31 protein-coding genes are annotated in these 25,441 nt (G+C 38.5%); 3 read left to right on the forward strand and 28 right to left on the reverse strand.

Features of this window, described 5'->3' with window-relative positions; all coding sequences use genetic code 11:
* Positions 1–3 precede the first annotated feature (3 nt).
* Genes nuoH through nuoA form a run of 5 tightly spaced genes read right to left on the reverse strand, consistent with a single transcriptional unit; the run spans position 4 to position 4,248 of the window.
* A complete protein-coding gene (gene nuoH / locus K5S59_RS09300) occupies positions 4–1,005 on the reverse strand; it encodes an NADH-quinone oxidoreductase subunit NuoH (protein ID WP_000573437.1) in 1,002 nt (333 codons plus the stop codon).
* Complete coding sequence (gene nuoD, locus K5S59_RS09305; RefSeq protein ID WP_000621434.1) at positions 1,005–2,105, reverse strand: NADH-quinone oxidoreductase subunit NuoD; 1,101 nt, start codon at positions 2,103–2,105, stop codon at positions 1,005–1,007. The genes nuoH and nuoD overlap by 1 nt, the downstream gene beginning before the upstream one ends.
* Before the next feature lie 3 nt (positions 2,106–2,108).
* Complete coding sequence (locus K5S59_RS09310; protein ID WP_120451027.1) at positions 2,109–3,374, reverse strand: NADH-quinone oxidoreductase subunit C; 1,266 nt, start codon at positions 3,372–3,374, stop codon at positions 2,109–2,111.
* Complete coding sequence (nuoB, locus tag K5S59_RS09315) at positions 3,371–3,889, reverse strand: NADH-quinone oxidoreductase subunit NuoB (protein ID WP_000236331.1); 519 nt, start codon at positions 3,887–3,889, stop codon at positions 3,371–3,373. Before nuoB ends, K5S59_RS09310 begins: the two co-directional genes overlap by 4 nt.
* Positions 3,880–4,248 (reverse strand): NADH-quinone oxidoreductase subunit NuoA, encoded by a 369-nt coding sequence (gene nuoA, locus K5S59_RS09320; RefSeq protein ID WP_120451028.1) that lies wholly within the window; start codon positions 4,246–4,248, stop codon positions 3,880–3,882. Before nuoA ends, nuoB begins: the two co-directional genes overlap by 10 nt.
* 290 nt (positions 4,249–4,538) lie before the next feature.
* Between nuoA and K5S59_RS09325 the strand changes: the two genes are divergently transcribed.
* Entirely contained in the window at positions 4,539–7,268 is a 2,730-nt protein-coding gene (locus K5S59_RS09325) for a putative bifunctional diguanylate cyclase/phosphodiesterase (protein ID WP_212981767.1), read from the forward strand.
* A 16-nt stretch (positions 7,269–7,284) separates the two neighbouring features.
* On the opposite strand, the gene K5S59_RS09330 is transcribed toward K5S59_RS09325, so the two are convergent.
* The 19 genes from K5S59_RS09330 to K5S59_RS09420 all read right to left on the reverse strand — a co-directional run bounded on the left by K5S59_RS09330 (position 7,285) and on the right by K5S59_RS09420 (position 21,802).
* Complete coding sequence (locus tag K5S59_RS09330) at positions 7,285–7,938, reverse strand: DUF975 family protein (protein WP_000622454.1); 654 nt, start codon at positions 7,936–7,938, stop codon at positions 7,285–7,287.
* Positions 7,939–7,985: 47 nt separating this feature from the next.
* Positions 7,986–8,777, reverse strand: coding sequence for a DUF975 family protein (locus K5S59_RS09335; RefSeq protein ID WP_120451031.1), 792 nt, complete (start codon positions 8,775–8,777; stop codon positions 7,986–7,988).
* A gap of 130 nt (positions 8,778–8,907) precedes the next feature.
* Complete coding sequence (gene atpC, locus K5S59_RS09340; RefSeq protein ID WP_000847214.1) at positions 8,908–9,309, reverse strand: F0F1 ATP synthase subunit epsilon; 402 nt, start codon at positions 9,307–9,309, stop codon at positions 8,908–8,910.
* A gap of 20 nt (positions 9,310–9,329) precedes the next feature.
* A complete protein-coding gene (gene atpD, locus K5S59_RS09345; RefSeq protein ID WP_001032603.1) occupies positions 9,330–10,739 on the reverse strand; it encodes a F0F1 ATP synthase subunit beta in 1,410 nt (469 codons plus the stop codon).
* Positions 10,740–11,102: 363 nt separating this feature from the next.
* Complete coding sequence (gene atpG / locus K5S59_RS09350) at positions 11,103–11,963, reverse strand: F0F1 ATP synthase subunit gamma (RefSeq protein ID WP_000157697.1); 861 nt, start codon at positions 11,961–11,963, stop codon at positions 11,103–11,105.
* A gap of 252 nt (positions 11,964–12,215) precedes the next feature.
* A complete protein-coding gene (gene atpA / locus K5S59_RS09355) occupies positions 12,216–13,724 on the reverse strand; it encodes a F0F1 ATP synthase subunit alpha (RefSeq protein ID WP_000027514.1) in 1,509 nt (502 codons plus the stop codon).
* An 11-nt stretch (positions 13,725–13,735) separates the two neighbouring features.
* Positions 13,736–14,278: a F0F1 ATP synthase subunit delta gene (atpH, locus tag K5S59_RS09360; RefSeq protein ID WP_000064683.1), complete on the reverse strand. Its 543-nt coding sequence runs from the start codon at positions 14,276–14,278 to the stop codon at positions 13,736–13,738.
* The gene (gene atpF, locus K5S59_RS09365) at positions 14,275–14,781 is read right to left on the reverse strand and encodes a F0F1 ATP synthase subunit B (protein ID WP_001142618.1); all 507 of its coding nucleotides are present in this window, start codon (positions 14,779–14,781) and stop codon (positions 14,275–14,277) included. Before atpF ends, atpH begins: the two co-directional genes overlap by 4 nt.
* Before the next feature lie 130 nt (positions 14,782–14,911).
* Positions 14,912–15,130 (reverse strand): F0F1 ATP synthase subunit C, encoded by a 219-nt coding sequence (gene atpE, locus K5S59_RS09370; RefSeq protein ID WP_000052064.1) that lies wholly within the window; start codon positions 15,128–15,130, stop codon positions 14,912–14,914.
* A 56-nt stretch (positions 15,131–15,186) separates the two neighbouring features.
* Positions 15,187–15,906 (reverse strand): F0F1 ATP synthase subunit A, encoded by a 720-nt coding sequence (gene atpB / locus K5S59_RS09375; RefSeq protein WP_000399880.1) that lies wholly within the window; start codon positions 15,904–15,906, stop codon positions 15,187–15,189.
* A gap of 7 nt (positions 15,907–15,913) precedes the next feature.
* Complete coding sequence (locus tag K5S59_RS09380) at positions 15,914–16,306, reverse strand: ATP synthase subunit I (protein ID WP_000567600.1); 393 nt, start codon at positions 16,304–16,306, stop codon at positions 15,914–15,916.
* The gene (locus K5S59_RS09385) at positions 16,306–16,530 is read right to left on the reverse strand and encodes an AtpZ/AtpI family protein (protein WP_001171219.1); all 225 of its coding nucleotides are present in this window, start codon (positions 16,528–16,530) and stop codon (positions 16,306–16,308) included. The genes K5S59_RS09380 and K5S59_RS09385 overlap by 1 nt, the downstream gene beginning before the upstream one ends.
* A gap of 26 nt (positions 16,531–16,556) precedes the next feature.
* Positions 16,557–16,670 (reverse strand): DUF4024 domain-containing protein, encoded by a 114-nt coding sequence (locus K5S59_RS09390; RefSeq protein ID WP_000232961.1) that lies wholly within the window; start codon positions 16,668–16,670, stop codon positions 16,557–16,559.
* A gap of 370 nt (positions 16,671–17,040) precedes the next feature.
* Complete coding sequence (upp, locus tag K5S59_RS09395; RefSeq protein WP_000517539.1) at positions 17,041–17,670, reverse strand: uracil phosphoribosyltransferase; 630 nt, start codon at positions 17,668–17,670, stop codon at positions 17,041–17,043.
* A 273-nt stretch (positions 17,671–17,943) separates the two neighbouring features.
* Positions 17,944–19,185: a serine hydroxymethyltransferase gene (glyA, locus tag K5S59_RS09400; protein ID WP_000349795.1), complete on the reverse strand. Its 1,242-nt coding sequence runs from the start codon at positions 19,183–19,185 to the stop codon at positions 17,944–17,946.
* 253 nt (positions 19,186–19,438) lie between these two features.
* Positions 19,439–20,056: a TIGR01440 family protein gene (locus K5S59_RS09405; protein WP_097844684.1), complete on the reverse strand. Its 618-nt coding sequence runs from the start codon at positions 20,054–20,056 to the stop codon at positions 19,439–19,441.
* A 21-nt stretch (positions 20,057–20,077) separates the two neighbouring features.
* The gene (rpiB, locus tag K5S59_RS09410; protein ID WP_000869917.1) at positions 20,078–20,521 is read right to left on the reverse strand and encodes a ribose 5-phosphate isomerase B; all 444 of its coding nucleotides are present in this window, start codon (positions 20,519–20,521) and stop codon (positions 20,078–20,080) included.
* Positions 20,522–20,617: 96 nt separating this feature from the next.
* Positions 20,618–21,058, reverse strand: coding sequence for a low molecular weight protein arginine phosphatase (locus K5S59_RS09415; protein ID WP_000832353.1), 441 nt, complete (start codon positions 21,056–21,058; stop codon positions 20,618–20,620).
* A 246-nt stretch (positions 21,059–21,304) separates the two neighbouring features.
* On the reverse strand, positions 21,305–21,802 hold the full coding sequence (locus K5S59_RS09420; RefSeq protein ID WP_000473666.1) for a PTS sugar transporter subunit IIA: 498 nt from the start codon (positions 21,800–21,802) through the stop codon (positions 21,305–21,307).
* A gap of 387 nt (positions 21,803–22,189) precedes the next feature.
* Here K5S59_RS09420 and K5S59_RS09425 point away from each other — a divergent pair, with 387 nt between their 5' ends.
* The gene (locus K5S59_RS09425) at positions 22,190–22,576 is read left to right on the forward strand and encodes a DoxX family protein (RefSeq protein WP_061680023.1); all 387 of its coding nucleotides are present in this window, start codon (positions 22,190–22,192) and stop codon (positions 22,574–22,576) included.
* Between the two features lie 159 nt (positions 22,577–22,735).
* Entirely contained in the window at positions 22,736–23,347 is a 612-nt protein-coding gene (locus tag K5S59_RS09430; protein ID WP_000949067.1) for a flavin reductase family protein, read from the forward strand.
* A 511-nt stretch (positions 23,348–23,858) separates the two neighbouring features.
* Here K5S59_RS09430 and K5S59_RS09435 read toward each other — a convergent pair.
* The 4 genes from K5S59_RS09435 to K5S59_RS09445 all read right to left on the reverse strand — a co-directional run bounded on the left by K5S59_RS09435 (position 23,859) and on the right by K5S59_RS09445 (position 25,441).
* Entirely contained in the window at positions 23,859–24,374 is a 516-nt protein-coding gene (locus K5S59_RS09435) for a hypothetical protein (RefSeq protein ID WP_000065589.1), read from the reverse strand.
* A gap of 10 nt (positions 24,375–24,384) precedes the next feature.
* Positions 24,385–24,660, reverse strand: a complete 276-nt coding sequence (locus K5S59_RS09440) for a DUF3935 domain-containing protein (protein ID WP_000197466.1) — start codon at positions 24,658–24,660, stop codon at positions 24,385–24,387.
* A gap of 84 nt (positions 24,661–24,744) precedes the next feature.
* Positions 24,745–24,873 carry a hypothetical protein gene (locus tag K5S59_RS30125; RefSeq protein ID WP_001037630.1) on the reverse strand — a complete coding sequence of 43 codons (129 nt, stop codon included), beginning with the start codon at positions 24,871–24,873 and terminating at the stop codon, positions 24,745–24,747.
* A 19-nt stretch (positions 24,874–24,892) separates the two neighbouring features.
* Positions 24,893–25,441, reverse strand: a complete 549-nt coding sequence (locus K5S59_RS09445; protein ID WP_000142485.1) for a manganese efflux pump MntP — start codon at positions 25,439–25,441, stop codon at positions 24,893–24,895.

Below are 25,441 nucleotides of genomic sequence, written 5' to 3' on the forward strand. Positions count from 1 at the left end.
AGATTAGAAGAATAACTCCTTAATCAATGCCGTTAAGAAAATATTTGCAAGTGCAATTGGCAATAATACTTTCCAGCCAAACTCCATTAACTGGTCACCTCTTATACGCGGGAACGTAACGCGGAACCAAATTAATAGAAAGACTACACTGCTAAATTTCAAAGCAAACCATACAGCTCCTGGGATAAACCCAAGGAACATAACTGGATTCCATCCACCTAAAAAGAGCACTGTAATTAAAGATGCCATTCCGAAGAAATATACGTACTCTGAAAGCATAAAAAACGCCCAGCGAAATCCTGAGTATTCCGTATGATATCCAGAAACAAGTTCCGATTCTGCTTCTGGTAAATCAAACGGCGTCCTATTTAACTCTGCTACCGCCGCAATTAAGAAAACAACGAAACCGATTGGCTGCACGAAAATGTACCAAACATTCTCCTGCGCTGCTACAATTTCATTTAAATTCAGGCTACCAGCTAACAAAACGACGCCAATTACACTCATTACGAGCGGAATTTCATAAGAAATCATTTGCGCCGCCGCACGCATCCCTCCTAAAAGGGAATATTTATTATTTGATGCCCATCCTCCGGTCACGACACCAATCGTCGTAATACCAGAAACAGCAATGTAATACAGTAAGCCTACGCCAATATCCGCAAACTGAAATTTATCAGTAAACGGGATGACTGCAAGCACCATAAATGCCGGTGCGAATGCAATAACAGGTGCTAATATAAACAACGGTTTATCTGCCGCTTTCGGAATACTATCTTCCTTTAATAGTAGTTTCAAAACATCAGCTACCGTTTGCAGTAAACCGAACCGGCCCCCAACTTGGTTTGGTCCAATCCGCCCTTGCATAAATCCCATCACTTTCCGTTCTGCCAAAATACCATATGTAACGAAGCCAAGGACTGCAAATAATAGAAGCACCGCTAATCCGAAAAAAATGAAGAAATTCGTCCAGCTTGAAGGTGATTGTAAGAGCGTTTCAATCATTAGCCATCAACCTCCCCAAGTACAATATCAACTCCACCTAAAATCGTAATTAAATTGGCGATGTTTTCACCTTTCAATAACTTCGGTAAAATTTGCAAATTGTAAAAAGACGGCCTGCGAAACTTCAAGCGGTACGGCTCTTTCTTTCCGTCACTAGCAATATAGCAACCAATCTCTCCTCGCGGTGATTCTATACGGACAAACGCTTCCCCTTTAGGCGCCTTAATGATTTTCGGCACTTTCGCCAGCACAGCTCCGTCTTTCGGGAACTGCTGGACAGCTTGCTCAACAATTTTTAATGACTCCTCAATCTCTTGCATACGGCAAACGTAACGATCCCAAGCATCTCCCACGCTCCCAACAGGAATATCGAAATCAAAACGATCATAAATAGAGTACGGTTCATCCTTGCGAAGATCCCAGTTTACTCCCGTGCACCGCAAATTCGCTCCGCTTAAAGAATACGAAATCGCTTCTTCCGCGCTATATATACCAACGCCTTTTACACGATTTAAGAAAATCTCATTACCGCTAACGAGATCATGATAACCTGCCAATTGCTCTCTCATATACGGAACAAACTCTTCCACTTTTTCAATCCAACCGTCCGGCGCATCCCACTTTACACCCCCGACTCTCATATAGTTAAAAGTAAGCCGGGCACCGCATAATTCATTTAATAAATTTATAATCATCTCTCGTTCACGAAACGCGTACAAAAATGGGCTGACCGCTCCTATATCAAGAAGATTCGTCCCCCACCAAACGAGGTGACTCGCAATCCTTCCAAGCTCCATTGCAAGTACTCGCAAGTATTCGGCCCGCTCCGGTATTTCAAGCCCCATCATCGTCTCTACAGCATGGCAAATGACGTAATTATTCGTCATGGCCGATAAATAGTCCATTCGATCTGTATAAGGGATAATTTGCGTATACTGTAAGCTCTCAGCAATCTTTTCGGTCCCGCGATGCAAATATCCAATAACTGGTGTAGCTTCTTTAATAATTTCCCCGTCAATCTTAATAACAAGCCTGAACACACCGTGCGTACTCGGATGCTGAGGCCCTACATTCAAAAGCATTTCTTCCGTACGGATCATAAGCTACACCTCCACATCATACGGTTCATAATCTTTCCTGAGCGGATACCCTATCCAATCATCCGGCATTAAAATACGTGATAAATTCGGATGTCCCTTAAATACAATGCCGAGCAAATCATACGCTTCTCGCTCTGGCCAATCCGCGCCTTTCCAAAATGCTGTCACCGATTCTACTTGCGGCTCTTCCCTATCCAGCTTCACCTTCACCGCTACTGACTGTTTCTTTCCATATGAAAATAAATGAACATATACTTCCATATGCGTCACAAAATCTGTCGCATGTAGCTCTGACATATAATCAAATGCAAGTCCCTCGTGGAACCGCAATAATTCCATCACTTCATAATATTTTGAAGGCTCCACCACAAGAGTTGGCACATCTTTTGAAAGTTTATTAATGTAGGAATCTACTAATGTATCCTCTCCCACTCCCCCCTTAATAATTTCAACATACTGATTTAAATACGGCTGATTCACGGATGGCTCTTCCGACTTCAGCTCCTCTTCCTTCTTACCTTCAGCACCCTTTGTCTTCGCCCTTGCAGCCGCAGCCGCTTTCGCCTTCGCTGCTGCAATTGCCTTCGCCTTTTCATCTCCCGAATCCCCATCACCTTGCGAGGCCCTCTGCTTCGCTAACGCCGCTGCTTTTGCCTTTGCTGCCGCCACGGCCTTTGCTTTCGCCTTAGCCTTGTCCTCTTCCGTTACTTCTTCGCTTCCTTCTCTTTTTTGCTTCGCTAATGCTGCCGCTTTTGCTTTTGCGGCCGCCGCTGCCTTTGCCTTCGCTTTCGCCTTTTCTTCTTCCGGTATTTCTTCGCTTCCTTCTCTCTTTTGCTTCGCTAATGCTGCCGCTTTTGCTTTTGCGGCCGCCGCTGCCTTTGCCTTCGCTTTCGCCTTTTCTTCTTCCGGTATTTCTTCGCTTCCTTCTCTCTTTTGCTTCGCTAATGCCGCTGCTTTTACTTTTGCGGCCGCCGCTGCCTTCGCTTTCGCTTTCGCCTTTTCTTCTTCCGGTACTTCTTCGGTTCCTTCTCTTTTTTGCTTCGCTAATGCCGCTGCTTTTGCTTTCGCGGCCGCGGCTGCGCGGCGTTTTGCGTCTTCCAAAGTCATTTCACTACCTTTTGGTAGCGCTTTCTCTTTTTCTCGATTTTCTTCCTCAAGTTTACTTATTTCCACATCATGTTTCGCAACGAGACGCTTTCTTGCCTCTTCTTTCGCACGCCTAGCTGCTTCTCTTTTCAAATCCTCTAAGTCTTTGTTTGGATCACTCATTTATTCGTCACCTGCTTTCCCGTCTTGGCCTCGTAACGAATTTTTTCTTTCAACTTATTAATTCCATAAATTAAGGCAGCAGGATTTGGTGGGCAGCCAGGAATATACACGTCAACTGGTACAATTTGATCTACACCTTTCACAACAGCGTATGAATTTACATATGGACCTCCTGCTGTCGCACAGGATCCCATTGCAATAACCCATTTTGGTTCAGGCATTTGATCGTATAAACGCCGAACAATAGGAGCCATCTTTTTCGTTACTGTTCCCGACACAATCATAACGTCCGATTGCCTTGGTGAAGTCCGAAAAAATGACCCAAATCGATCTAAGTCATAATGTGATGAACCTACTCCCATCATTTCAATTGCACAGCATGCTAGTCCGAATGTCATCGGCCATAAAGAGTTGCTACGTGCCCATCCTTTCAACTGTTCCAATGTAGAAAAAAAGATATTTCGTTCTAATTCCGCTCGCTCATTTGGATGTAATTCCTCAAAATTTATAACCATTGTAACACCTTCTTTTTCCAAGCATACGCTAATCCAACTAGCAACATTACAACAAAGATGAGCATTTCAATCAGTGCAAATAAACCGAGCTTGTCATATGCGACAGCCCATGGATATAAAAATAAAGTTTCTACATCAAAGATGACAAACAATAAAGCAAAAATATAATAACGAGCATGAAACCGAATATTTGCATCATGAAAAGGCTCAATCCCACTCTCATACGTCGTCGCTTTCGCTGCACTTGGTTTGTTTGGACGCAGCATCCTTCCAAATGTAAGAGCCACTACCGGCAGCAATATGCCTAATAGCAAGAAAATCAAAACGATCATATAACTATTTTCATATACACTTGCCATTGTGAAACCCTCCCCCCTGAATTAAGAACAAGTTCACTTAGTAAACAATATGTCCTAGTTGCAGTAATTATTATTTTTAAATTTTTCTAAATAATGCAACTATTTTAATCATTATAGCAAACTTCAAATTCCTATGTCGATATATTGGGGACAGAAACGAGAATTATTGAAATCTGTTTTTATAACTCGCGCCATACCTGTGCAAAATAAATATAAAAATTATATATGTTTTTCAAGAAACTATAAAAAATAAAAGAGGAATTTATATGTATATACCGTGGGTGAGATAAATGAAGAAACAAACACATGTAAGTATTCTTATAAGCAGTATATTGTTGTCTGTAGCGATTCATTACGTAGCAATGCCATTTCTATATGAATACTCATTTCCTTTTCAAATTTTAATTGGAATGAGTACCTTATTCATTGATATTATCGCTTGTAGTTATATACTTTATTTTTCAAATAGGAAAGAAGGATTACCTCGTTTATTTTGGACCATTTTATCTGTTGGAACTCTCTCTTATTTCATTGGTGATATCGTCGTTGCCTATCAACGTTTAATATTAAAGGACTACTATACATTTGTTGATGCGTCCGATTTTTTTTATCTACTTTTTTTAATTAGCTTTGCATTTGCATTTCTATATGAAATCATCTATAACCGCGATTTATTAGAAAAGCTTTTTATGATATGTGATATTTGTATTATTGTTACAGCACAATTCACTTTAAGTTACTACTTACTTATTGAACGCACCATTCACGTTTCTTCAACATCCTATATCGACATATTCGTTCAACTTACCTATCCAATGGCCGATTTGCTCTTTTTTCTCATAGGAATCAATCTGTTATTCAAGCCATTATCCTTATTATCCAAAAAAGTTGGTGCGCTTCTTGGCAGTGCTTTAATTTTATATGCTACTACAGATGCGATTTATGCTTATATCAAATACTTCACACCCGAGTATTCTATGTTTACAGTTACTCCTCTCTATCAAGTAACTTTAGTACTAGTAGCAATCGCCTGTATTCTGCATACAAAAGAACCCGAAAGCCAAGAGCAAGTACTATTAACCCCTAAGCTTGGGGAATCGATCAGATTATCATTACCTTATATTTCTGTAGTCATGCTTATTGTTTTTATATTAGTTGAATACGTCTTTGCACCTATTGTAGTAATCGGACTTATGATAACTTTCTCCTTCGTTCTCATACGCCACAGTTTAGTCCGAAGACAAAATAAAATATTATTACTAGCCCAAATGCAATTCAACTCAGAACTCGAAAAACAGATTGAACTACGTACAGAAGATTTAGTAGAACAAAAAAATGAACTATATCATAACCAACAAATGTTTAAATCTTTATATGAACATCATCCAGATCCAATCTTCACATTAGATTTATACGGTAACTTTCTTAAAGTGAATAACGCTGGTACTACTTTACTCGGTTATCAAACGAATGAATTATTAAATCAGCCTTACTATTCCCTTATGTATGAAGAAGATTTGGAAGAAATCATTAGTGCCTTTCATCGCGTAAAAAAGGGGAAATCTATTTCTTTAGAAATACGGGCATATCATAAAAATAGAGATATTTACTACTTGCATGTTACAGCTGTTCCCATCTTTTTAAAGAATCATATTTCTGGGGTTTATTTAATGATTAAAGATATTACGGAAAGCAAACAACAACAAGAACAAATTAATTTTCTAGCATATCATGATACGTTAACAGAGCTTGCAAATCGCCGTGCATTTCATCAATATGTAGAACAAGCAATTGCTCGATCCGAAGTATCAAAAAGGCCTTTTGCTGTGATGTTTCTCGACCTAGACCGCTTTAAGGTTATTAACGATACCCTCGGTCATAGGGTAGGAGACCTTCTATTAATTGCAGTAGCAAAAAGGCTCGAAAGACTATCGACACCAAATATGAAGCTCGCCCGGCTAGCTGGGGATGAGTTCACAATCCTTATCGAAAACTATAAAAAAAGACCAGATGTAAAAAAAATAGCCGATACGATTGTAGTAGCCATGAACGAGCCATTCGAAATCGAAAATCAACATTTACACATCTCACCGAGCATCGGGATTGCAATATATCCTGAAGCAGGTGAAGATCCATTGTCCATTTTACAACATGCTGATATGGCCATGTACGAAGCAAAAAATAAAGGAAAAAACGGTAGCTCTCTGTACACGAAAGAATTGTATAAAAAGATGGAACGAAAAGCTCGAATTGAAAAAGATTTACCACTCGCTTTAGTAAACGAAGAATTTTATCTCGTCTATCAACCACAAATTGATATTACAACGAAAAAAATTATTGGTGCTGAAGCATTAATACGCTGGAAACACCCACTCCTAGGTGATATTCCGCCATGTGAGTTCATTCCAATTGTAGAAGAGACGCCACAAGTCGTGCCACTCGGTCATTGGGTATTAAAAGAATCTTGTCGTCAGCTAAAAATATGGCATACTTTCGGCTACCAAGATTTAAAAATAAGTGTTAACTTATCAGCAAAAGAATTCCAACAAAATGATTTAATCTCGGACATTTCACAAATACTAACAGACGTTAACGTCGATCCAAAATATGTAACACTTGAGTTAACAGAACGAATTGCAATGATTGATGAAAAAGAAACATTATCAAGACTAAAACAATTAAAGGAATATGGGATTCAAACGTCCATTGTTGACTTCGGTACCGGCTATTCTTCTCTCGCTTATTTATCAATTTTCCCTATCGATACATTAAAAGTACCGAGAGAATTTACACAACTTGCCGATCATCGGCCTGAGGAAAGAGCCATCGTTTCCACTATCCTTTCCCTTGCAAATACTTTAAACCTTTCTGTCGTTGCTGAAGGAATTGAAACAGAAAAACAACTTAAGTTTCTACAAAAGAACAACTGTAAATATATGCAAGGTTACTATTTCAGTAAACCACTTACGAGTCATCAATTTATAAAATTTCTACAAAAAACACCCAGTATGAACCAATAGCTCATACTGGGTGTTTTTATAGTGTCGGAATTGTTTTCTCGTAATACTCCTCTGCAATTTCTTCATAAAAGGCTGCTGACGTCGTATAAAAATATGGAATTAACCATAGGAATCCAATCCCTAACGTAATACAACTTAATATAAACCAACCAATAAAACTTAAACATAAAATGAAATACTCCATCTTATGTCCATCCATCATACGACGGCTTTCTGTAATAGCTTGATTTATGGAATACTCAGGATGATCATTTATTATAAAGTACGTCATCGCATAAGAAAATGATTTAATAATGCCTGGAATAATAAATAGTAAAAACCATAAGAAAATATAAATGTTCACTACTATATATAATAAAAATGACTTTATAAACTTACTTCCTTCTGTAAACCATCTAAATATATGTCCAATACGTGCCTCTTTTTCACGAATGATATGTAGTGCTAAATAATAACCACCTAGCGTTAATGGACCTACCATCAATATTGAAATAACGTCTACTGAAAATGAGCTATTTACTTCTTTCCAATCCCAAACCTGAGAGAAAATGAAATTAATACTAAAACTAAAAGCTGAAATAAGAATCGAAATCAGTAATGTTGCACCGACAGCTAATCCCCATTTCCCTTCTAATGAATCTAGCGCTTCTCCTTTTAAATCACTAATCATAATCGTCCTCCTATACGTAATAACTCTATTAGTATAGCATGTTCCTACTACAATTCATCTTTTGCAAGATAGCGATAAAAATGCGCTGTCGTTGTACTCATATACGGGCTAAGCCAAAGAAAACCTATTCCAAGTGTAAGAATTGCTAAAATTGCCCAACCTATAAAACTCAGCCACAACAGAAACAAATCCAATTTGTGCCCCTTCATAAGATACTTACTTTCTTTCATTGCCTGTGAAACACTATATTCTGGTTTTTCAACCATCACATAATACGTCATTGAATACGAAAAATACAGGATAGTCATTACAATACCCGAGATAGCTAATAAAATAAAGAAAACGATTATGAACGATGGGTTTGCACTCTCATCAAAAAAACCTAATGTCCCAAACACAATCATTCCTAACATTGGCACCCATGCACCTGTATATAACAAAATTGCAACCATAGCCCACATTGTTTTCATCATTCTTTTAAAACCACGGAACCCTTCAAACAAGTAATCCACTCTAGCATCTTCTCTTTTACTTATTTGTAGAAACACATTCGTATAACCGTATGTTGTAATACCATAAGCTGCATAACTTAAAATTATCATAAGACAATAAAAAACCCCAAACGTAATCACAGCTGCAATTCCCATCGCTTCTTCTCCAATTGAACCAATTGAGATAGAAGCTAAAAGAAATATTATAACTCCTGGAATTAATAATATAAGCATTACAGCCATTGAAACGACGTAACTTATGATATGATATAAAATCGTTGATCCAACACCTAGTCCCCAATTTCCCTTTAAAGAGTGCAACGCTTCTCGTTTCATTTCACCAATCATTTATTCATCTCCTTTATAAATTGTTGTACATTCTCTACTTATACAAGCATCAATATAATTATACCATTTTTGTAAAATTATCCATAAACTACACAAAAAAATCCGTAAAGGCAAAGCCTTTACGGATTTTTTACTTCATATCGGAAACGTTTAAACGGTTCACGGCACGTTGTAATGCCATTTCTGCACGTTTAAAGTCAACATGTGCTTGTTTATCTTGCATACGTTGCTCAGCGCGACGCTTTGCTTCATTTGCACGATGGATATCGATATGGTTTGCTTCTTCAGCAGATGATGATAATACAGTTACTTTATCTGGACGAACTTCGATAAAGCCACCGCTTACCGCTACATAATCAGTGTGTCCACCATTTTTCAGACGAACTGCACTAATTTTTAATGGTGCAACAGTTGGAATGTGACCCGGTAAGATCCCCATTTCCCCACTCTCTGCTTTTACGCTTACCATTTCTACTTCTTTTTCGTAAACCGGTCCATCAGGAGTTACAATACTGACTGGAAATGTCTTCATACTTCGTCCCTCCTAAGGCCTTACGCCATCATTTTCTTCGCGTTTTCAATAACTTCTTCAATGCCACCAACTAAACGGAACGCATCTTCTGGAAGGTCATCATATTTTCCTTCTAGAATTTCTTTAAATCCGCTAACTGTATTTTTTACAGGTACGTAAGAACCTTTTTGACCTGTAAACTGCTCAGCTACGTGGAAGTTTTGAGATAAGAAGAATTGAATACGACGAGCACGATGTACAACTAACTTATCTTCTTCAGATAACTCATCCATACCTAAGATAGCGATGATATCTTGAAGCTCTTTATAACGCTGTAAAGTTTGCTGTACTTGACGAGCTACTTCATAATGCTCTTCTCCTACGATTTCTGGAGAAAGTGCACGAGATGTAGATGCTAATGGATCTACGGCTGGGTAAATACCCATTTGTGTTAAACGACGCTCTAAGTTTGTTGTTGCATCTAAGTGAGCGAACGTTGTAGCTGGTGCTGGATCCGTATAGTCATCGGCTGGTACATATACCGCTTGGATAGACGTGATAGATCCTTTATTTGTAGATGTAATACGCTCTTGTAATTGACCCATTTCTGTTGCAAGTGTCGGTTGGTAACCTACCGCAGATGGCATACGACCAAGAAGGGCAGATACTTCAGAACCTGCTTGCGTGAAACGGAAGATGTTATCGATGAACAGAAGTACGTCTTGTCCTTGCTCATCACGGAAATGTTCAGCCATTGTTAAACCCGTTAATGCAACACGTTGACGTGCTCCAGGTGGCTCGTTCATTTGTCCGAATACCATCGCAGTTTTCTTAATTACGCCAGAATCGCTCATTTCGTGGTATAAATCGTTACCCTCACGAGTACGCTCACCTACACCAGCGAATACAGAGATACCACCGTGTTCTTGTGCGATGTTGTTAATTAATTCCTGAATTAATACCGTTTTACCTACACCGGCACCACCGAATAGACCGATTTTACCACCCTTAATGTAAGGAGCAAGTAAGTCTACTACTTTAATACCAGTTTCAAGAATTTCTACTTTAGTAGATAATTCTTCGAATGCAGGTGCTTGACGGTGAATTGGATCACGACGTACATCGGCAGGAACCTCACCATCTAAATCAATTGCATCACCTAATACGTTAAATACGCGACCAAGTGTTGCATCACCAACTGGTACAGAGATTGCTTTACCAGTATCTTCTACTTCTGTACCACGAACAAGTCCGTCTGTGGAAGACATTGCAACTGTACGAACTGTATCATCACCTAAATGAAGTGCAACTTCAAATGTTAAGTTAATGCTTGTTCCGTTTTCGTTGCTTTGTTTTACCGTAAGGGCGTTGTAGATTTCTGGTAGCTTTCCGCCATCAAACTTAACGTCTACAACCGGACCCATGATTTGCGTAACGCGCCCTTTATTCATCGGGTTCCCTCCTAGCTTTCTTTTAATTAGCCAACTTGCTACGAGCAGTTAGCTTTTCATTTTTTATTGGTTTATAGCTTACGCGACTCTTTGAAAAGAGCCGCTTCCACTTTTTATTGAATCTAGTTCCAGCGGCTAGAACAGTCGGTCATTTCGCGCCTTCCTACGAGGCAAAAAGCGCCTCTTTGTCAGGAGCTCCAATGCCCTCCTGTTCTGGACGAGCCGCCTACACTTTTTACTGAATCTAGTTCCGGCGGTTAGAATGTTCGGTGGCTTCGCTTTTTCCTGCGAGGCACAAATCGCCTCTACGTCAAAAGCTCCACCCCCCTCTCATTCTGAATGAACCGCCTACACTTTTTAATACTACTCTAACGCTGCTGCTCCACCAACGATTTCCGTAATTTCTTGCGTAATCGCTGCCTGACGCGCACGGTTGAATGAAAGTGTAAGTGAATCGATAACTTCCATTGCGTTGTCTGTAGCACTCTTCATTGCTGTCATACGCGCTGCGTGTTCACTTGCTTTACCGTCTAGTAATGCACCGTACACTAAGCTTTCTGCGTATTGTGGCAATAGTACTTTTAAAATTTCTTCTTCAGAAGGTTCGAATTCATAAGCTGTCGTCGGTTTATTAGACGCCACATCAGTAAGCGGTAAAATTTTATTTTCCGTTACTTCTTGTGAAATTTTACTTACGTAATGGTTGTAGTAAATATACAGCTCATCATAAGCACCATCTGCAAACATCGCAATTGCTCGAGAAGCAAGGTCTTTAATATCAGTAAATGATGGGTGGTCAGATAATCCAACTACTTCATCAATGATGTTAAAGCCGCGACGTTTTAAATAATCACGTCCTAGTCGGCCAAGCACAATAATTGAATATTGGTTTGAGTCCATATTATGACGTTCACGAATTACGTTACTCACTGTACGTAATACGTTACTGTTATAACCACCTGCTAGTCCGCGATCAGATGTAATAACGATGTATCCCGTACGCTTTACAGGACGCGCATTTAGCATCGGATGATTAATTCCTTTACTTCCTTGCGCAATGCTCGCTACTACTTCTTGAATCTTTTCCATATACGGAACGAAAGATTTAGCATTTTGCTCTGCACGGTTTAACTTAGATGCAGATACCATCTCCATCGCTTTCGTAATTTGACTCGTTTTCTTTGTCGAGTTAATCTTCGCTTTTATATCGCGTAAAGATGCCACAGGTTTTCACCACCTTTTTTCCGGAAGTTGGCACGATTAGTAAGAATTCTCTTCCTAATCTACGTTGCAAGATATTCTTGCTCATGATTGAAGGAAAAGAATAGGTGCACCTACTCTTTTCCTTTACATAACCGTCAGCAATCTCAAAACCTGAGATGCTTTATATATATTATTATCTAGCTCCAGCGGCTTGAATGTTCGGTGGCTTCACTTCTTCCCCCTCACATTCATGACGAGCCGCTTCCGCTTTTATTATTCAGAAGCTACGAATACTTTTTTAAATCCATTAATAGCTGCTGCAAATTTGTCGTCATCCGCAAGTTTCTTAGTTGTACGGATTTCTTCTAATAAGTCAGTCGCATTAGAATCTAACCAAGCATGTAATTCTTCTTCGAAACGAGTAATATCTGCTACTGGGATATCATCTAGGAATCCACGTGTTAAAGCGTAAAGAATGATAACTTGTTTCTCTACACGTAACGGTTTGTGTAATCCTTGTTTTAATACCTCAACAGTACGAGCACCACGGTTTAGTTTCGCTTGAGTTGCTTTATCAAGGTCAGAACCGAACTGAGCGAACGCTTCTAACTCACGGTAAGATGCAAGGTCAAGACGAAGTGTACCTGATACTTTACTCATTGCTTTAATCTGAGCAGATCCACCTACACGAGATACAGAAGTACCCGCATCGATTGCTGGACGTACGCCAGAGAAGAATAAGTCAGATTGTAAGAAGATTTGTCCATCCGTAATAGAAATTACGTTTGTTGGAATGTATGCTGATACGTCCCCTGCTTGTGTTTCGATGAAAGGTAGTGCAGTTAAAGAACCGCCGCCTCTTGCATCACTTAATTTTGCTGCACGCTCTAATAAGCGAGAATGTAAGTAGAATACATCCCCTGGATATGCTTCACGACCTGGAGGACGACGTAATAGTAATGACAGCTCACGGTAAGCCGCTGCTTGTTTTGATAAGTCATCATATACTACTAATACGTGTTTACCATTGTACATGAACTCTTCACCCATTGTTACACCAGCGTAAGGAGCTAAGTATAATAATGGAGCTGGTTGAGAAGCAGATGCAGTTACAACGATTGTGTAATCTAATGCACCGTGCTTACGTAGTGTTTCTACTACGTTACGTACAGTTGATTCTTTTTGTCCGATAGCTACATAGATACAAATCATATCTTCATCTTTTTGGTTAATGATTGTATCAAGTGCAACTGCTGTTTTACCTGTTTGACGGTCACCAATGATTAACTCACGTTGACCACGGCCAATTGGTACAAGAGCATCGATCGCTTTAATACCTGTTTGAAGTGGCTCATGAACAGATTTACGATCCATTACACCTGGTGCTGGACTTTCGATTGGACGAGTGTTTGTTGTATTGATTGGGCCTAAACCATCAACTGGTTGACCTAATGGGTTTACAACACGACCGATTAGTTCTTTTCCTACTGGTACTTGCATGATGCGACCAGTACGACGAACTTCGTCACCTTCACGGATTTCTGTGTAAGGTCCTAAAATGATAATACCTACGTTGTTTTCCTCTAAGTTTTGTGCTAGTCCCATAACGCCGTTAGAGAACTCTACAAGTTCACCAGCCATAACGTTATCAAGACCATGAGCACGCGCAATACCGTCACCAACTTGGATAACTGTACCAACATCACTAACTTCGATTTCAGACTGATAGTTCTCGATTTGTTGCTTTATCAGTGCGCTAATTTCTTCAGCTCTGATGCTCATGTGCTTCACCCCTATCTATTCTTCATTAATTCACGCTGAATACGTGCTAATTTTCCTTGTAAACTTCCATCATAAATGCGATTTCCAATACGTACTTTAATGCCGCCTAGTAAATCTTCATCTACAACATTTTTTACGCGAATTGCATCTTTTCCTGTTCTCTTTGCAAATGCTTCTGCAATGTTAAGCTTCTCTTCCTCTGATAGAAGACGAGTAGAATATACAGTTGCATCCGCTACGTTACGTTCTTCATTAGCAAGAACAACGTATTCATCTGCAATTTCAGGTAAGATATCAATGCGTTTGTTATCAATTAAAATATATAACGTATTTAAAATAGATTCAGAAACAGACCCGAATACGTTTGCAAGAAACGTTTTCTTTTGTTCCTTTGAAATGTTCGGTTGCGTTAAAAAGCTATGTAGTTCTCCGTTCTTTACATAAACGTTTTGTACAAGGCGTAATTCCTCTTCAAACATTTCTAATACGTGTTTTTCTTTAGCAATTTTAAAAAGAGCGACAGCATAACGTTTTGCTACAATCCCATTGCTCATCGCGCTTCTCCTACTTCTTTAATATAATCGCGAATTAACTTAACTTGATCTTCTTCTTTTAACTCTTTTTCAATTACTTTAGAAGCAATTTGAACAGATAAAGAAGCGACTTGTTCTTGTAAAGCAGCAATTGCTTGCTCTTTTTCGCGTTGAATTTCTTGTACAGCAGATGCTTTAATTGATTCTGCTTCTTCTTTCGCAGCAGCAACAATAACATCTTTTTGATCTACAGCTTGTTTTTTCGCTCTTTCGATTAACTCTTGTGCTTCAACACGCGATTGTTTTAACATTTCACGTTGTTCTTCTACTAATTTCTTCGCTTCAGCGTTACTTCTTTCTGCAGCGTCGATTTCATTAGTAACATGCTCTTCACGTTCTTTCATAATTCCCATTAAAGGACCCCACGCGAATTTGCGTAGCATTACTAATAGAAGTAAGAAAATGAACAATGTATAAGCAATCGTTCCAAATGGAATGGCAGCCCCTAATAATAAAGTTGGCACAAGGATTCACTCCCTTCAAAATATCTAAATTGATCATATGAAAAAAAAAGACATACGTTTCATCCATAAAGCAATGGCGAAGAAAGTTCGGAAAAAACACTCTTCGCCATCTATGTAAGGGGAGTCTCCCTTATTTGTTCATTACGATGAATGCAATAACTACACCGATGATTGGAAGTGCCTCAACTAAAGCAACCCCGATGAACATAATTGTTTGAAGTGCGCCTTTTAATTCTGGTTGACGAGCAACACCTTCGATTGTACGTGATACGATAAGACCGTTACCAATACCTGCACCTAATGCTGATAAACCAATTGCAATTGCAGCTGCGATTACACCTAAACTCATTTAATTTGTCCTCCTTTGTATTATAAAAAAATAAATTTTTTCTTACTTAAATTATATTAATGGTCATGGCTTACTTTATGAGCCATATAAACCATCGTTAACATAACGAAAATAAATGACTGGATTGATCCAACGAATACGCTGAATCCCATCCATGCTAACATTGGTACAAGCGCACCTAATGCTCCAAGGAATGATGCCCCGCCTAACTTAGCAAGTAATCCTAATAAGATCTCACCTGCATAAATGTTACCGAATAAACGAAGACCTAACGTTAATGTGTTAGCAAACTCCTCAATAACCTTTAATGGGAATAAGAATTTCATCGGTTGGAAATAACCTTTAACGTATTCTTTTGTACCCTTCATCTTAATTCCATAATAATGGGTGAGGGTAACTACCATCACGGCTAATGTTAATGTAACTGCTGGATCAGACGTTGGTGATCTCCACCATGCAATATGTTCGCCAGCCTCAACTGTTGAATACATGAATGGTAAACCAAGAAAGTTCGATACGATGATAAACATGATAAGCGTAACGCCAAGCGTTAAGAAACGTCCACCTGTTTTCCAGTCCATCGTACTATTGATAATCCCTTTCACGAAGTCAAACACCCATTCCATGAAATTTTGCATTCCTGTTGGGCGAAGAGCTAAGCTGCGAGTTCCGATAACAGCGATTAAGAAAACAATAACTGCTGCTATAGTAACCATCATAACTGATGACAAATCGAACGTTAAACCTAGAAATTCAACTAATCTACCGTGTTCCACTAGTAATTCACCTCTCTTCCCTGCTCTTATACTCTAAATAAAGAAAATCTATGATCATGACAAGGTATCCTGTCAGCAATCCCACACCTAAGCCCCACATCGCAATTAACTCTTGATATTTGGCTGCAAATAAAATTAATAACCCAATCGTGGCGAATCTTGAATATGTACTTACCGCTGTTGCTTTAAACTTCACGTTTTCTCCATTTGTTACGCGATCCAACAGCTTGTCTGTTCTACGTGCAATGATGCGCAAACTAAGAAAACTGAAAATCGTTCCGATAATCAGTCCAAGAAATACATCCTTGTAAGAGGTGAATCCCCATCCTAGCACTAGAAGCGCAAGCAAGTAGTACATATATTTCTTTTGTCTTTGGACAAGTCCATGTACGTCTATCATCATTGCTCTCCCGAATAGTAATGTCGAATGAGTCGAATCATTGCGTATACCCCAGTTCCTAATCCGAGTAATAACCCTATAATAAGAAACAATGGAAACGTTCCAACCTTATTATCAATCCACTGCCCACCAAAGATTCCAATAAGAATAGAACCGACTAACTGAGCAAGAATACCTGACATTAAAGCATAAGCTTTTATATGGCTGCGATCGTTTTTTTGCAAGGATTCATCCCTCCAATATGTAACCCTCATTCACGATGTGTTAATAATAACTCATTTTTTTGCATAAATCCTATACAAAATAAAAAGTTTACATTTTCGTCACGGAATAGATGTATTTTTGTCACTGAAAGCCCTACCATCTATCCCCGTTGTTAGCATACAATAGGGTATTAACAGTGTCAACGAGAAATCGTAAAAAATCAAAAAATTTGAGTATTAGTCATTTCCTCCCAAAAATGAAAACGTTCCCCTTCTAAATACTGGTTAGAGATATGCAATTTCTAACAGTTTTCTCTTTATAATAGAAGGAAATGTTCACAAGTTTGTCACTATTATATTTTTACGATATAACGCTTTCCTTCCATAATATAGTGCTCTTTAGACGTAAGACTTCTATATTATATGTGATGCGCATCCAACTTATGTTGTATATACTATGTATATTTATCCCCCTCCCCTACTTAATCAAGGTACAAAAAAACGAGAAGGAATCCCCTCTCGTCAGTTGTCTTACTTCGTTCCGAATAAACGGTCACCAGCATCACCAAGACCTGGCACTACATATCCGTGGTCATTTAATTTCTCATCTAATGCTGCTACATAAATATCAACATCAGGATGTTCTTCTTGTACTACTTTTACTCCTTCTGGAGCTGCAACGATACACATTAATTTAATTTGCTTTGCACCGCGCTTTTTCAGAGAGTTAATTGCTTCAGCTGCAGAACCACCTGTTGCTAGCATCGGATCTAGTACGATAAAGTCACGCTCTTCTACATCCGTTGGAAGTTTCACATAGTATTCTACCGGTTGCAATGTTTTAGGGTCGCGGTATAAACCAACGTGTCCTACTTTTGCTGCTGGAATTAATTTCAGAATTCCATCAACCATTCCTAAACCTGCACGTAAAATCGGAATTAAACCAAGTTTTTTACCAGCGATCACTTTTGTTGTTGCTTTGCTTACAGGCGTTTCAATTTCAATGTCTTTAAGTGGAAGATCGCGAGTAATTTCAAAAGCCATTAAGCTTGCTACTTCGTCCACTAATTCACGAAAATCTTTCGTACCTGTATTCTTATCGCGAATATATGTAATCTTATGTTGAATTAACGGGTGATCAAATACATACAGTTTTCCCATGTGAATCTCTCCTTTAGATGATATTCATGCGTTTGCACGCTTTTTTACACTATTTACGATTGTAAAGAAAACGCTACTAATATTCAAGGGCAAATTTGGCAAAATCATGATTTTACGATGAATCTATCTAGTATCTTTACCAATTATGGGAGCTGTATCCTTCATTATATCGCCAAAATTTATTCATCATTTGTATACATACTTAAAGAACAATATATGTCCAAAAAAAAAAACTGCCAAAACAATTACGTCTCAGCAGTCTTCTTTCATCTATTATAGATCTGTGTACATTGGGAATTTGCTCGTTAACGCTTCTACACGCTTACGTGCTTCTTCTAATGCAGCTTCATTTTCATGATTTTTTAATGTGTAAGCAATAAGTGATGCAATTTCATCCATGTCTTCTAAACCGAAACCACGTGATGTTACAGCTGCCGTACCGATACGTACACCGCTTGTTACAAATGGGCTTGCTGTTTCAAATGGAATTGTATTTTTGTTCACTGTAATACCAACTTCATCTAATACGTGCTCTGCTACTTTACCTGTGATTTCTAAGTTACGAACATCAATCAAGATTAAATGATTGTCTGTTCCACCAGAAACAAGTGTAAGTCCTTCTTTTTGAAGACCTTCAGCTAAGCGGTTCGCATTATTAATGATATTTTGTGCATATGTTTTAAAGTCATCTTGTAGTGTCTCACCAAATGCAACAGCTTTTGCAGCGATTACGTGCATAAGTGGACCACCTTGAATACCAGGGAAGATTGATTTATCAATTTGTTTTGCAAATTGCTCTTCACATAAAATCATACCACCACGTGGACCACGTAATGTTTTATGTGTTGTCGTTGTAACGAAATGTGCATGTGGTACTGGGTTTGGATGTAAACCAGCAGCTACTAAACCAGCGATATGTGCCATATCAACCATAAAGTATGCACCCACTTCATCTGCAATCTCACGGAATCGTTTGAAATCGATAACACGAGGATATGCACTTGCACCTGCAACGATTAATTTTGGTTTATGTTCTTTCGCTTTTGCTAATACATCATCGTAATTAATACGGTGAGATTCAGCATCCACGCCATATTCTACGAAATTATATTGTACTCCACTGAAGTTAACAGGGCTTCCGTGTGTTAAGTGACCACCATGAGATAAATTCATACCAAGTACTGTATCGCCTTGCTCTAAAATCGTGAAGTATACTGCCATGTTCGCTTGTGCACCAGAATGCGGTTGAACATTTACATGCTCTGCGCCAAAAATTTCTTTCGCGCGATCACGTGCGATATCTTCCACTACGTCTACGTGCTCACAGCCACCATAGTAACGTTTTCCAGGATATCCCTCAGCATACTTATTCGTTAAAACAGAACCTTGTGCCTCCATTACTGCTTCACTTACGAAGTTTTCCGAAGCAATTAACTCAATCTTTGAACGCTGTCTTCCTAGTTCTGCCTCAATTGCAGCAAATACCTTTTCATCTTGACGTTTTAAATGATCCACCAAAATCCCCCTTTTCTGAACGAATTACATCGATTCCCAATAGTTTTTTCTCATTTATTCAGAAAAAACGAAAATTCAGGTTGTAATTCTTTCGAACCTTCATGTTTTCAACTACATTCTAACATGACTTTCTATATCATAAAAGAAAAAAAAGACCGAAAATCGGTCTTTTCTTTCTTCTATTATAAAGTCAGACTACATACCTTTTATCTTTCGATATAAAGCTATTATGCGACTTTATAATTTTTCATGTCTAACGGCAAGTGATAGTCTCTTCCTTCGCCGCATAAACAGCACGTGCTCCACCAATTAGTTTTCCACGTGTTGTTGCCATCGTTACATGCGCACTTCCAATTTCCTTCACACCTGTACGAACCGGAACAGCTACATGCTTTAAATGCATACCGATAAATGTATCACCAATATCCATTCCTGCATCAGCTTTAATAAACTCAATTACTACCGGATCTTTCAAATTGTGATACGCATATGTTGCTAATGCACCACCTGCTGATCTAACAGGCGTAACTGTTACAATTTCAAATTGATATTTCATCGCCAACTCTCTCTCAACTACTAAAGCACGGTTTAAATGCTCACAACATTGAAACGCCAACTCAATACCTGTTTGTTCTTGAAATTGTTTTAACTCAGAAAAAATCGCCTCTGCTACTTCCATCGTTCCTGATGTTCCAATTCTTTCTCCTAGCACTTCGCTCGTGCTACACCCCACTACAAAAATTTGACCACTTTGTAATGAAGCTTGTTCTTGGAAATCAGAAAGCGACATTTGTAACTGCTCTCTTACCTTTACGATTTCTGTCATTACGCCTCTTCCTTTCACAGGTTGGTTCACCAAATTATATTTCATACCGCTTCTAGTTAGAATCTATTACTTTGTTTCGTATGTTTTAATTTTTCCTACGCGGTTTTCGTGACGACCACCTTCATAGTCAGTTGTTAACCAAATTTTTGCGATGTCACGCGCTAGACCTGCACCAATTACACGCTCGCCCATTGCTAGCATGTTCGTATCATTATGCTCTCTCGTTGCTTTCGCACTGAAAGTATCATGAACTAATGCACAACGAATACCATTTACTTTGTTCGCTGCAATTGACATACCAATGCCTGTCCCACAAACTAAAATACCACGATCTACTTCGCCATTCGCTACCATTTCCGCTGCTGGAAACGCAAAATCAGGGTAATCAACAGAACCAGCTTCACATTCACAACCTAAATCAATATATTCAATATTTAACTCTTCTAATAAACTTACAAGTTCTTTACGGATATTCATACCGCCGTGATCAGATGCTACTACTACTTTCATTTTTACCCCTCCAAAGTTTCAATCAATTATCTTCATCTCTCACTCGCTACCGTAATGGAACGAAGTGATCTCCAATATCGTATTATACACGAAACATCAACCTTCTGAATGTTTTTTCAGTAAAGTTTGTACAAGTTTTTCCATCTCTTCTAACGTTTCTTTATAAATAGAAAGTGATCCGCCAAATGGATCTGAAATATCCTTACTTATCCCCTCAGTTACTCCATATAATGTATCTACTTTCTCTTCAACACTCGGATAATGTCCAAGGACAATTTGTTTATGGTTTTCCGTCATTGTTACTACAATATCTGCCCAATCAATCAAGGTTTCGTTTACCTGCTGCGAAGCATGATCGATTGCAATTCCCTTTTCAGCTAAGGCTTCCTTTGCATAAATCGACGCATCACTTCCAGGATAGGCGAAAACACCAGCAGATTGCACTTCAAACTTACCTTCCCCATGATGACGAAGTAATGCCTCAGCCATCGGGCTACGGCATGTATTTCCAGTGCAAACAAATAATACTCGTTTCATCCAAACCCACCCCTTTTCTCTGCTTCCTTTCCTTTATCATAGCGTACATAAGAATAGAACAAAAGAAATGTGAATATACGAAAGGCGCATTTCTCTTATATTTTTTCTAAGAAAAATGCGCCTTATCCATATATATGTGAAACCCTATTTCCAAGTGCCCAAAGTATTTTAACATACATAAGGAGCAGACTACAAAACAAAATAAGGAATCCATTTCATACGAAACGGATTCCTTTCATGCAATAATTATTTCATTGTAACTTTCATTACTTCTGTTGAACCTTTTGTAGCAGTTACACCTACAGTTGTCTTAATAGACTCAGCTGCATCTGTATTTGTGATAACGATTGGAGTAATTGTGCTTTTCGCTTTTTCACGGATTAATTCTAGGTCGAATGAGATTAATTTATCTCCAGCTTTTACAGCTTGTCCTTCAGAAACGTGAGCTTCGAAACCTTCGCCTTCCATTTTTACAGTTTCTAATCCAACGTGTATTAAAATTTCTGTACCGTTTTTCGCTTTAATTCCAATCGCATGTTTCGTGTGGAATAATTGTACGATTTCACCATCAACTGGAGATACAACTACACCTTCAGTAGGATCGATTGCAACACCGTCGCCCATCATACGACCAGCGAATACTGGATCTGGTACTTCTTCAATATTTTTCACTGCTCCAGTTAATGGAGCTACGATTGTTTCTTCATTTGTTTTTGAACCAAGACCGAATAATTTTTTAAACATAGGATAGTCCTCCTTATAATTTACCTAAAAGTTTATAGGGCAATCTCTATTAAAGATCGAAATAAACGTAAGACCTCATACTTCGAATATTATACTGTAAAAACGCTTTCGAAATAAATTACGTCATTACTACTAGACTCTTATTGTAGCGCCTCACAAAATTCCAGTCAATTCTGATTGTCTGAATAACAATAAGAAGTTAACTTCTACTTATATTTTCTCTTTTTTTAACCAACTTGTCTAGAGGTCTTTACTACATTTTGTTTTTTGTCGCTAATTTGTAAAATTAATTTCAAACTTTTTTCGAAATCCGCTTGACTAAAGTAAGTAACTATTTTATTATTACTTACATAAGGTAAGTTAATAACTTTTAGGAGGTTTTTAAAAATGATGGATTTCGGTCTTCTTATTATTCGTCTTATTATAGGTATTACATTCATGGGTCATGGTGCTCAAAAATTATTTGGTTGGTTCGGCGGTTACGGTTTAAAAGGAACAGGCGGCTGGATGGAATCAATCGGTTTACGCCCTGGTGTATTCATGGCATTTATGGCTGGCGCAACTGAATTATTAGGTGGTTTCTTATTCGCATCAGGTATTTTCACTGCAGTTGGTTCATTATTTATCGTTGGAACAATGTTAATGGCAATCTTCACTGTTCACGGAAAAAATGGTTACTGGGTGACACAAAACGGATATGAATACAATTTAATGTTAATTGCTGTTGCGATCGGTGTAGCTTTAATCGGACCTGGCGCATACGTTTTACTGTAATATTTATCTCGATTTTGAGATTACCCAAACTGAACTTACTTCATTACAATTGAAGTAAGTTCTTTTTATGCAATAAAAATATTATTTTCAGCAGGAGTTTTCCACTAACATCTTGTAAACAAACAATAAGTCGTCATATTTAGAAAGGGGATTTTACAAATGTTATCCATTAATCCAAATGAACAAACAGAAAAAGAGAATTACAAATTATTAACGGGAAGTATCATTCCACGCCCTGTCGCATTCGTTACTTCTGTAACAAAAGACGGCGTATTAAACGGAGCACCGTATAGTTATTTCAATATCGTCGCTGCTAATCCACCACTTATTTCAGTTTCTGTGCAACGGAAAGCAGGAGAAAGAAAGGACACTTCCCGAAATGCCATTGAAAAAGGTGAGTTTGTCGTACATATTTCTGATGAATCTTTCGTAGAGGCAATTAACGAAACAGCAGCTAACCTCCCGCCAAATGAGAGTGAAATTGAACTAGCAAAACTAACACCAATTGAAAGTGATGTCATCTCCGTTCCAGGTGTAAAAGAAGCAAACATTCGAATGGAGTGCGTACTAGAACGCGCAATCCCTCTTGGCGGAACAGAAGACTCACCAGCTTGTGACCTACTAATCGGACGCGTCGTTCGTTTCCACGTCGCAGAACACCTATACGAAAAAGGTCGCATTCACGCAGAAGGACTAAAGCCAGTAAGCCGCCTAGCAGGACACAACTACGCAAAACTAGGAGAACAATTTGAATTGGTAAGGCCTATCTAAAAGTGGATGTGGCCCGCTTAGCTCTGACCGGCTAAGGTTCTCTCGCACAAAAGGTGCTTTTTACCTTAAGTAGCGGAGGTTCTTAGATGCGAAGAGCTGGCCGCTGGAACTGGATATATCTAAAAGTGGATGCGGCTCGCCCAGAATCGCAGAACATTGGAGCTCTCGACCTTGAAGCGCTTTTTGCTTCGAGTGAGAGAGCGAAATGACCGGAGATTCTAGCCGCTGGAACTGGATACCAACCTAGAAGCGGAAGCAATTCGCTCAAAATAGAATACCTGTAAAATATAAAAGGCTGTACCAAAATAATTTGGTACAGCCTTTTCATAGAAGAAGAAAAATAATTTTTCAATTTTGGTCATCGACCTCTTTTACCATCATTGGTCATCGGTAAAAAGTAACAGTGTGATCGGTTATTGGATGATTGGTTGTCCCTTGGCCATCACAAATCTCATTTTTACAAAAGTGGTCTTCTCCTATGCCTTGAAGCAGAGTCTCACCACTTCAAGGTTTAAAAGTATTTCTCACCATCAAAGTCTAATTCAACCGCGTAGTTTTTCGCATTAATTAAATTGGACAATCTATTAGCTTGTCTCTCTAGCTCTAAACCTTTTACACGATATACTTCAGGATCAAACATTGCTACTTTTACAAGCGATGATGTTTCACCGTAAGAATATACATGTTCTTCTTTCTTACTCACGCCAAACTCTTTACACTTTCGAGCTTTTGCACGTAGTTGTGTTGCGAGTTCTATCGCTTCAACAATCGTTACATTCTCGCCGTTGAAATTCACTTCATTTTGAATATTCGCTTCATACATCAATTTATCTAAAAGACGAAAATCAGCGCGGACTTCATCTAATTCCTGTTCGACCTGTACCAATGTACGCGTCTGTTTTGGAAGTGTATCACCTTTTTCAATTTCAACAAATCCAATTTGGTTCATCTCTTCTTCTAATTCATGTATTCTTTTAGATAATACGCTTTTTAATTTTACAGCTTCTGCTAAAGAAATGTTAGACATAGTTTCCCCCTTATATCTCTTCCTTCTGCTCCTCTAAAGTAGGCATTTTCTCTTTTTTCGGTTTCCCAAGCTTAATTACTAAGAAATATAGGGAAAGCAATGTAATAAGAAAAACGATTATAAACGGATACGGAGAATAAAAGGCACGCGCCGCCTCCGTTTTTCCCGCAACAAACTTCAATGACTCAATATCTAAAAACTCAGCAAACATTTGTACACCGAGCATACTAAACCAAAAAACAAAAAAACTAATAATAATACCAAAAACTTGCTTCAATCTCGTCATTCATCTCATCCTTTCTATATGTGTAATTTTTTAGCGCAATCAGTATAGTATAAATAAAACTATGCACAGAAAGGAGCTATCTTACTATTCGCGAATTAACTTCATCCAACCTAAAATTGAAATTTGCAAAATAATACCCCAAATAACAAGCAGTCGCAACCATCTAGGAAAGAAAGTGACAAATCGAATATACCACTCCAATAGCTTGTTCATAACGCCCTCCTCCTTAAAATTATATAGGAAAAAGGAGATATAATCCAAATCCAACCAAAATGATACCGCCTACTATCTCGCCATATGTGCCGAGCATATCTTTTGCATGCCTACCAATTAATAAACCAAGCCACGCTAATAACATACTAACAAACCCAAAAAGTAATATCGTAATAAGTGTCTGCGCCCCGTAAATACCAAGACTAAGGCCTACTGAAAAACTATCTATACTAACACCAAATGCAAATACGAATAAACTAATTCCAATAGGGGCCGTTCTAGTCTCTTCATTTTCCAAAATAGATGAATATACAATATAAAATCCTAGTCCAATTAATAAAATAGCACCTGCAAAATGTGCAATATCTCCATACTGCTCCGATAAAAAACGACCTAATACCATCCCTATAAATGGCATGATAATATGAAATATCCCTATCGTCATACCGATATACAGGATTTGTCTTCCCTTTAAGGTCATCATTCCCATACCAAGACTCACCGAGAACGCATCCATCCCTAAGGCGAATGCCATAATTGTTAAAGGTATTAGCTGTTCAAACGTCAT

The sequence above is a fragment of the Bacillus sp. BML-BC051 genome (assembly GCF_019656175.1).
Classification (GTDB): domain Bacteria; phylum Bacillota; class Bacilli; order Bacillales; family Bacillaceae_G; genus Bacillus_A; species Bacillus_A mobilis.

Bases quoted from the DNA above. Each gene is read 5' to 3' on its own strand.
- atpE (WP_000052064.1), bottom strand. From the start codon at position 15,130: ATGAGTTTAGGTGTAATCGCAGCTGCAATTGCAATTGGTTTATCAGCA.
- K5S59_RS09420 (WP_000473666.1), bottom strand. From the start codon at position 21,802: ATGTTTAAAAAATTATTCGGTCTTGGTTCAAAAACAAATGAAGAAACA.
- K5S59_RS09310 (WP_120451027.1), bottom strand. From the start codon at position 3,374: ATGAGTGATCCAAACAAAGACTTAGAGGATTTGAAAAGAGAAGCAGCT.
- atpA (WP_000027514.1), bottom strand. From the start codon at position 13,724: ATGAGCATCAGAGCTGAAGAAATTAGCGCACTGATAAAGCAACAAATC.
- K5S59_RS09430 (WP_000949067.1), top strand. From the start codon at position 22,736: ATGTTATCCATTAATCCAAATGAACAAACAGAAAAAGAGAATTACAAA.
- nuoH (WP_000573437.1), bottom strand. From the start codon at position 1,005: ATGATTGAAACGCTCTTACAATCACCTTCAAGCTGGACGAATTTCTTC.
- K5S59_RS09405 (WP_097844684.1), bottom strand. From the start codon at position 20,056: ATGAAATATAATTTGGTGAACCAACCTGTGAAAGGAAGAGGCGTAATG.
- K5S59_RS09325 (WP_212981767.1), top strand. From the start codon at position 4,539: ATGAAGAAACAAACACATGTAAGTATTCTTATAAGCAGTATATTGTTG.
- K5S59_RS09425 (WP_061680023.1), top strand. From the start codon at position 22,190: ATGATGGATTTCGGTCTTCTTATTATTCGTCTTATTATAGGTATTACA.
- K5S59_RS30125 (WP_001037630.1), bottom strand. From the start codon at position 24,873: ATGAACAAGCTATTGGAGTGGTATATTCGATTTGTCACTTTCTTTCCT.
- nuoB (WP_000236331.1), bottom strand. From the start codon at position 3,889: ATGGTTATAAATTTTGAGGAATTACATCCAAATGAGCGAGCGGAATTA.
- atpC (WP_000847214.1), bottom strand. From the start codon at position 9,309: ATGAAGACATTTCCAGTCAGTATTGTAACTCCTGATGGACCGGTTTAC.
- upp (WP_000517539.1), bottom strand. From the start codon at position 17,670: ATGGGAAAACTGTATGTATTTGATCACCCGTTAATTCAACATAAGATT.
- atpH (WP_000064683.1), bottom strand. From the start codon at position 14,278: ATGAGCAATGGGATTGTAGCAAAACGTTATGCTGTCGCTCTTTTTAAA.
- K5S59_RS09435 (WP_000065589.1), bottom strand. From the start codon at position 24,374: ATGTCTAACATTTCTTTAGCAGAAGCTGTAAAATTAAAAAGCGTATTA.
- K5S59_RS09380 (WP_000567600.1), bottom strand. From the start codon at position 16,306: ATGATAGACGTACATGGACTTGTCCAAAGACAAAAGAAATATATGTAC.
- rpiB (WP_000869917.1), bottom strand. From the start codon at position 20,521: ATGAAAGTAGTAGTAGCATCTGATCACGGCGGTATGAATATCCGTAAA.
- K5S59_RS09440 (WP_000197466.1), bottom strand. From the start codon at position 24,660: ATGACGAGATTGAAGCAAGTTTTTGGTATTATTATTAGTTTTTTTGTT.
- K5S59_RS09335 (WP_120451031.1), bottom strand. From the start codon at position 8,777: ATGATTGGTGAAATGAAACGAGAAGCGTTGCACTCTTTAAAGGGAAAT.
- K5S59_RS09415 (WP_000832353.1), bottom strand. From the start codon at position 21,058: ATGAAACGAGTATTATTTGTTTGCACTGGAAATACATGCCGTAGCCCG.
- atpD (WP_001032603.1), bottom strand. From the start codon at position 10,739: ATGAATAAAGGGCGCGTTACGCAAATCATGGGTCCGGTTGTAGACGTT.
- K5S59_RS09445 (WP_000142485.1), bottom strand. From the start codon at position 25,441: ATGACGTTTGAACAGCTAATACCTTTAACAATTATGGCATTCGCCTTA.
- K5S59_RS09330 (WP_000622454.1), bottom strand. From the start codon at position 7,938: ATGATTAGTGATTTAAAAGGAGAAGCGCTAGATTCATTAGAAGGGAAA.
- nuoD (WP_000621434.1), bottom strand. From the start codon at position 2,105: ATGATCCGTACGGAAGAAATGCTTTTGAATGTAGGGCCTCAGCATCCG.
- K5S59_RS09390 (WP_000232961.1), bottom strand. From the start codon at position 16,670: ATGGTAGGGCTTTCAGTGACAAAAATACATCTATTCCGTGACGAAAAT.
- nuoA (WP_120451028.1), bottom strand. From the start codon at position 4,248: ATGGCAAGTGTATATGAAAATAGTTATATGATCGTTTTGATTTTCTTG.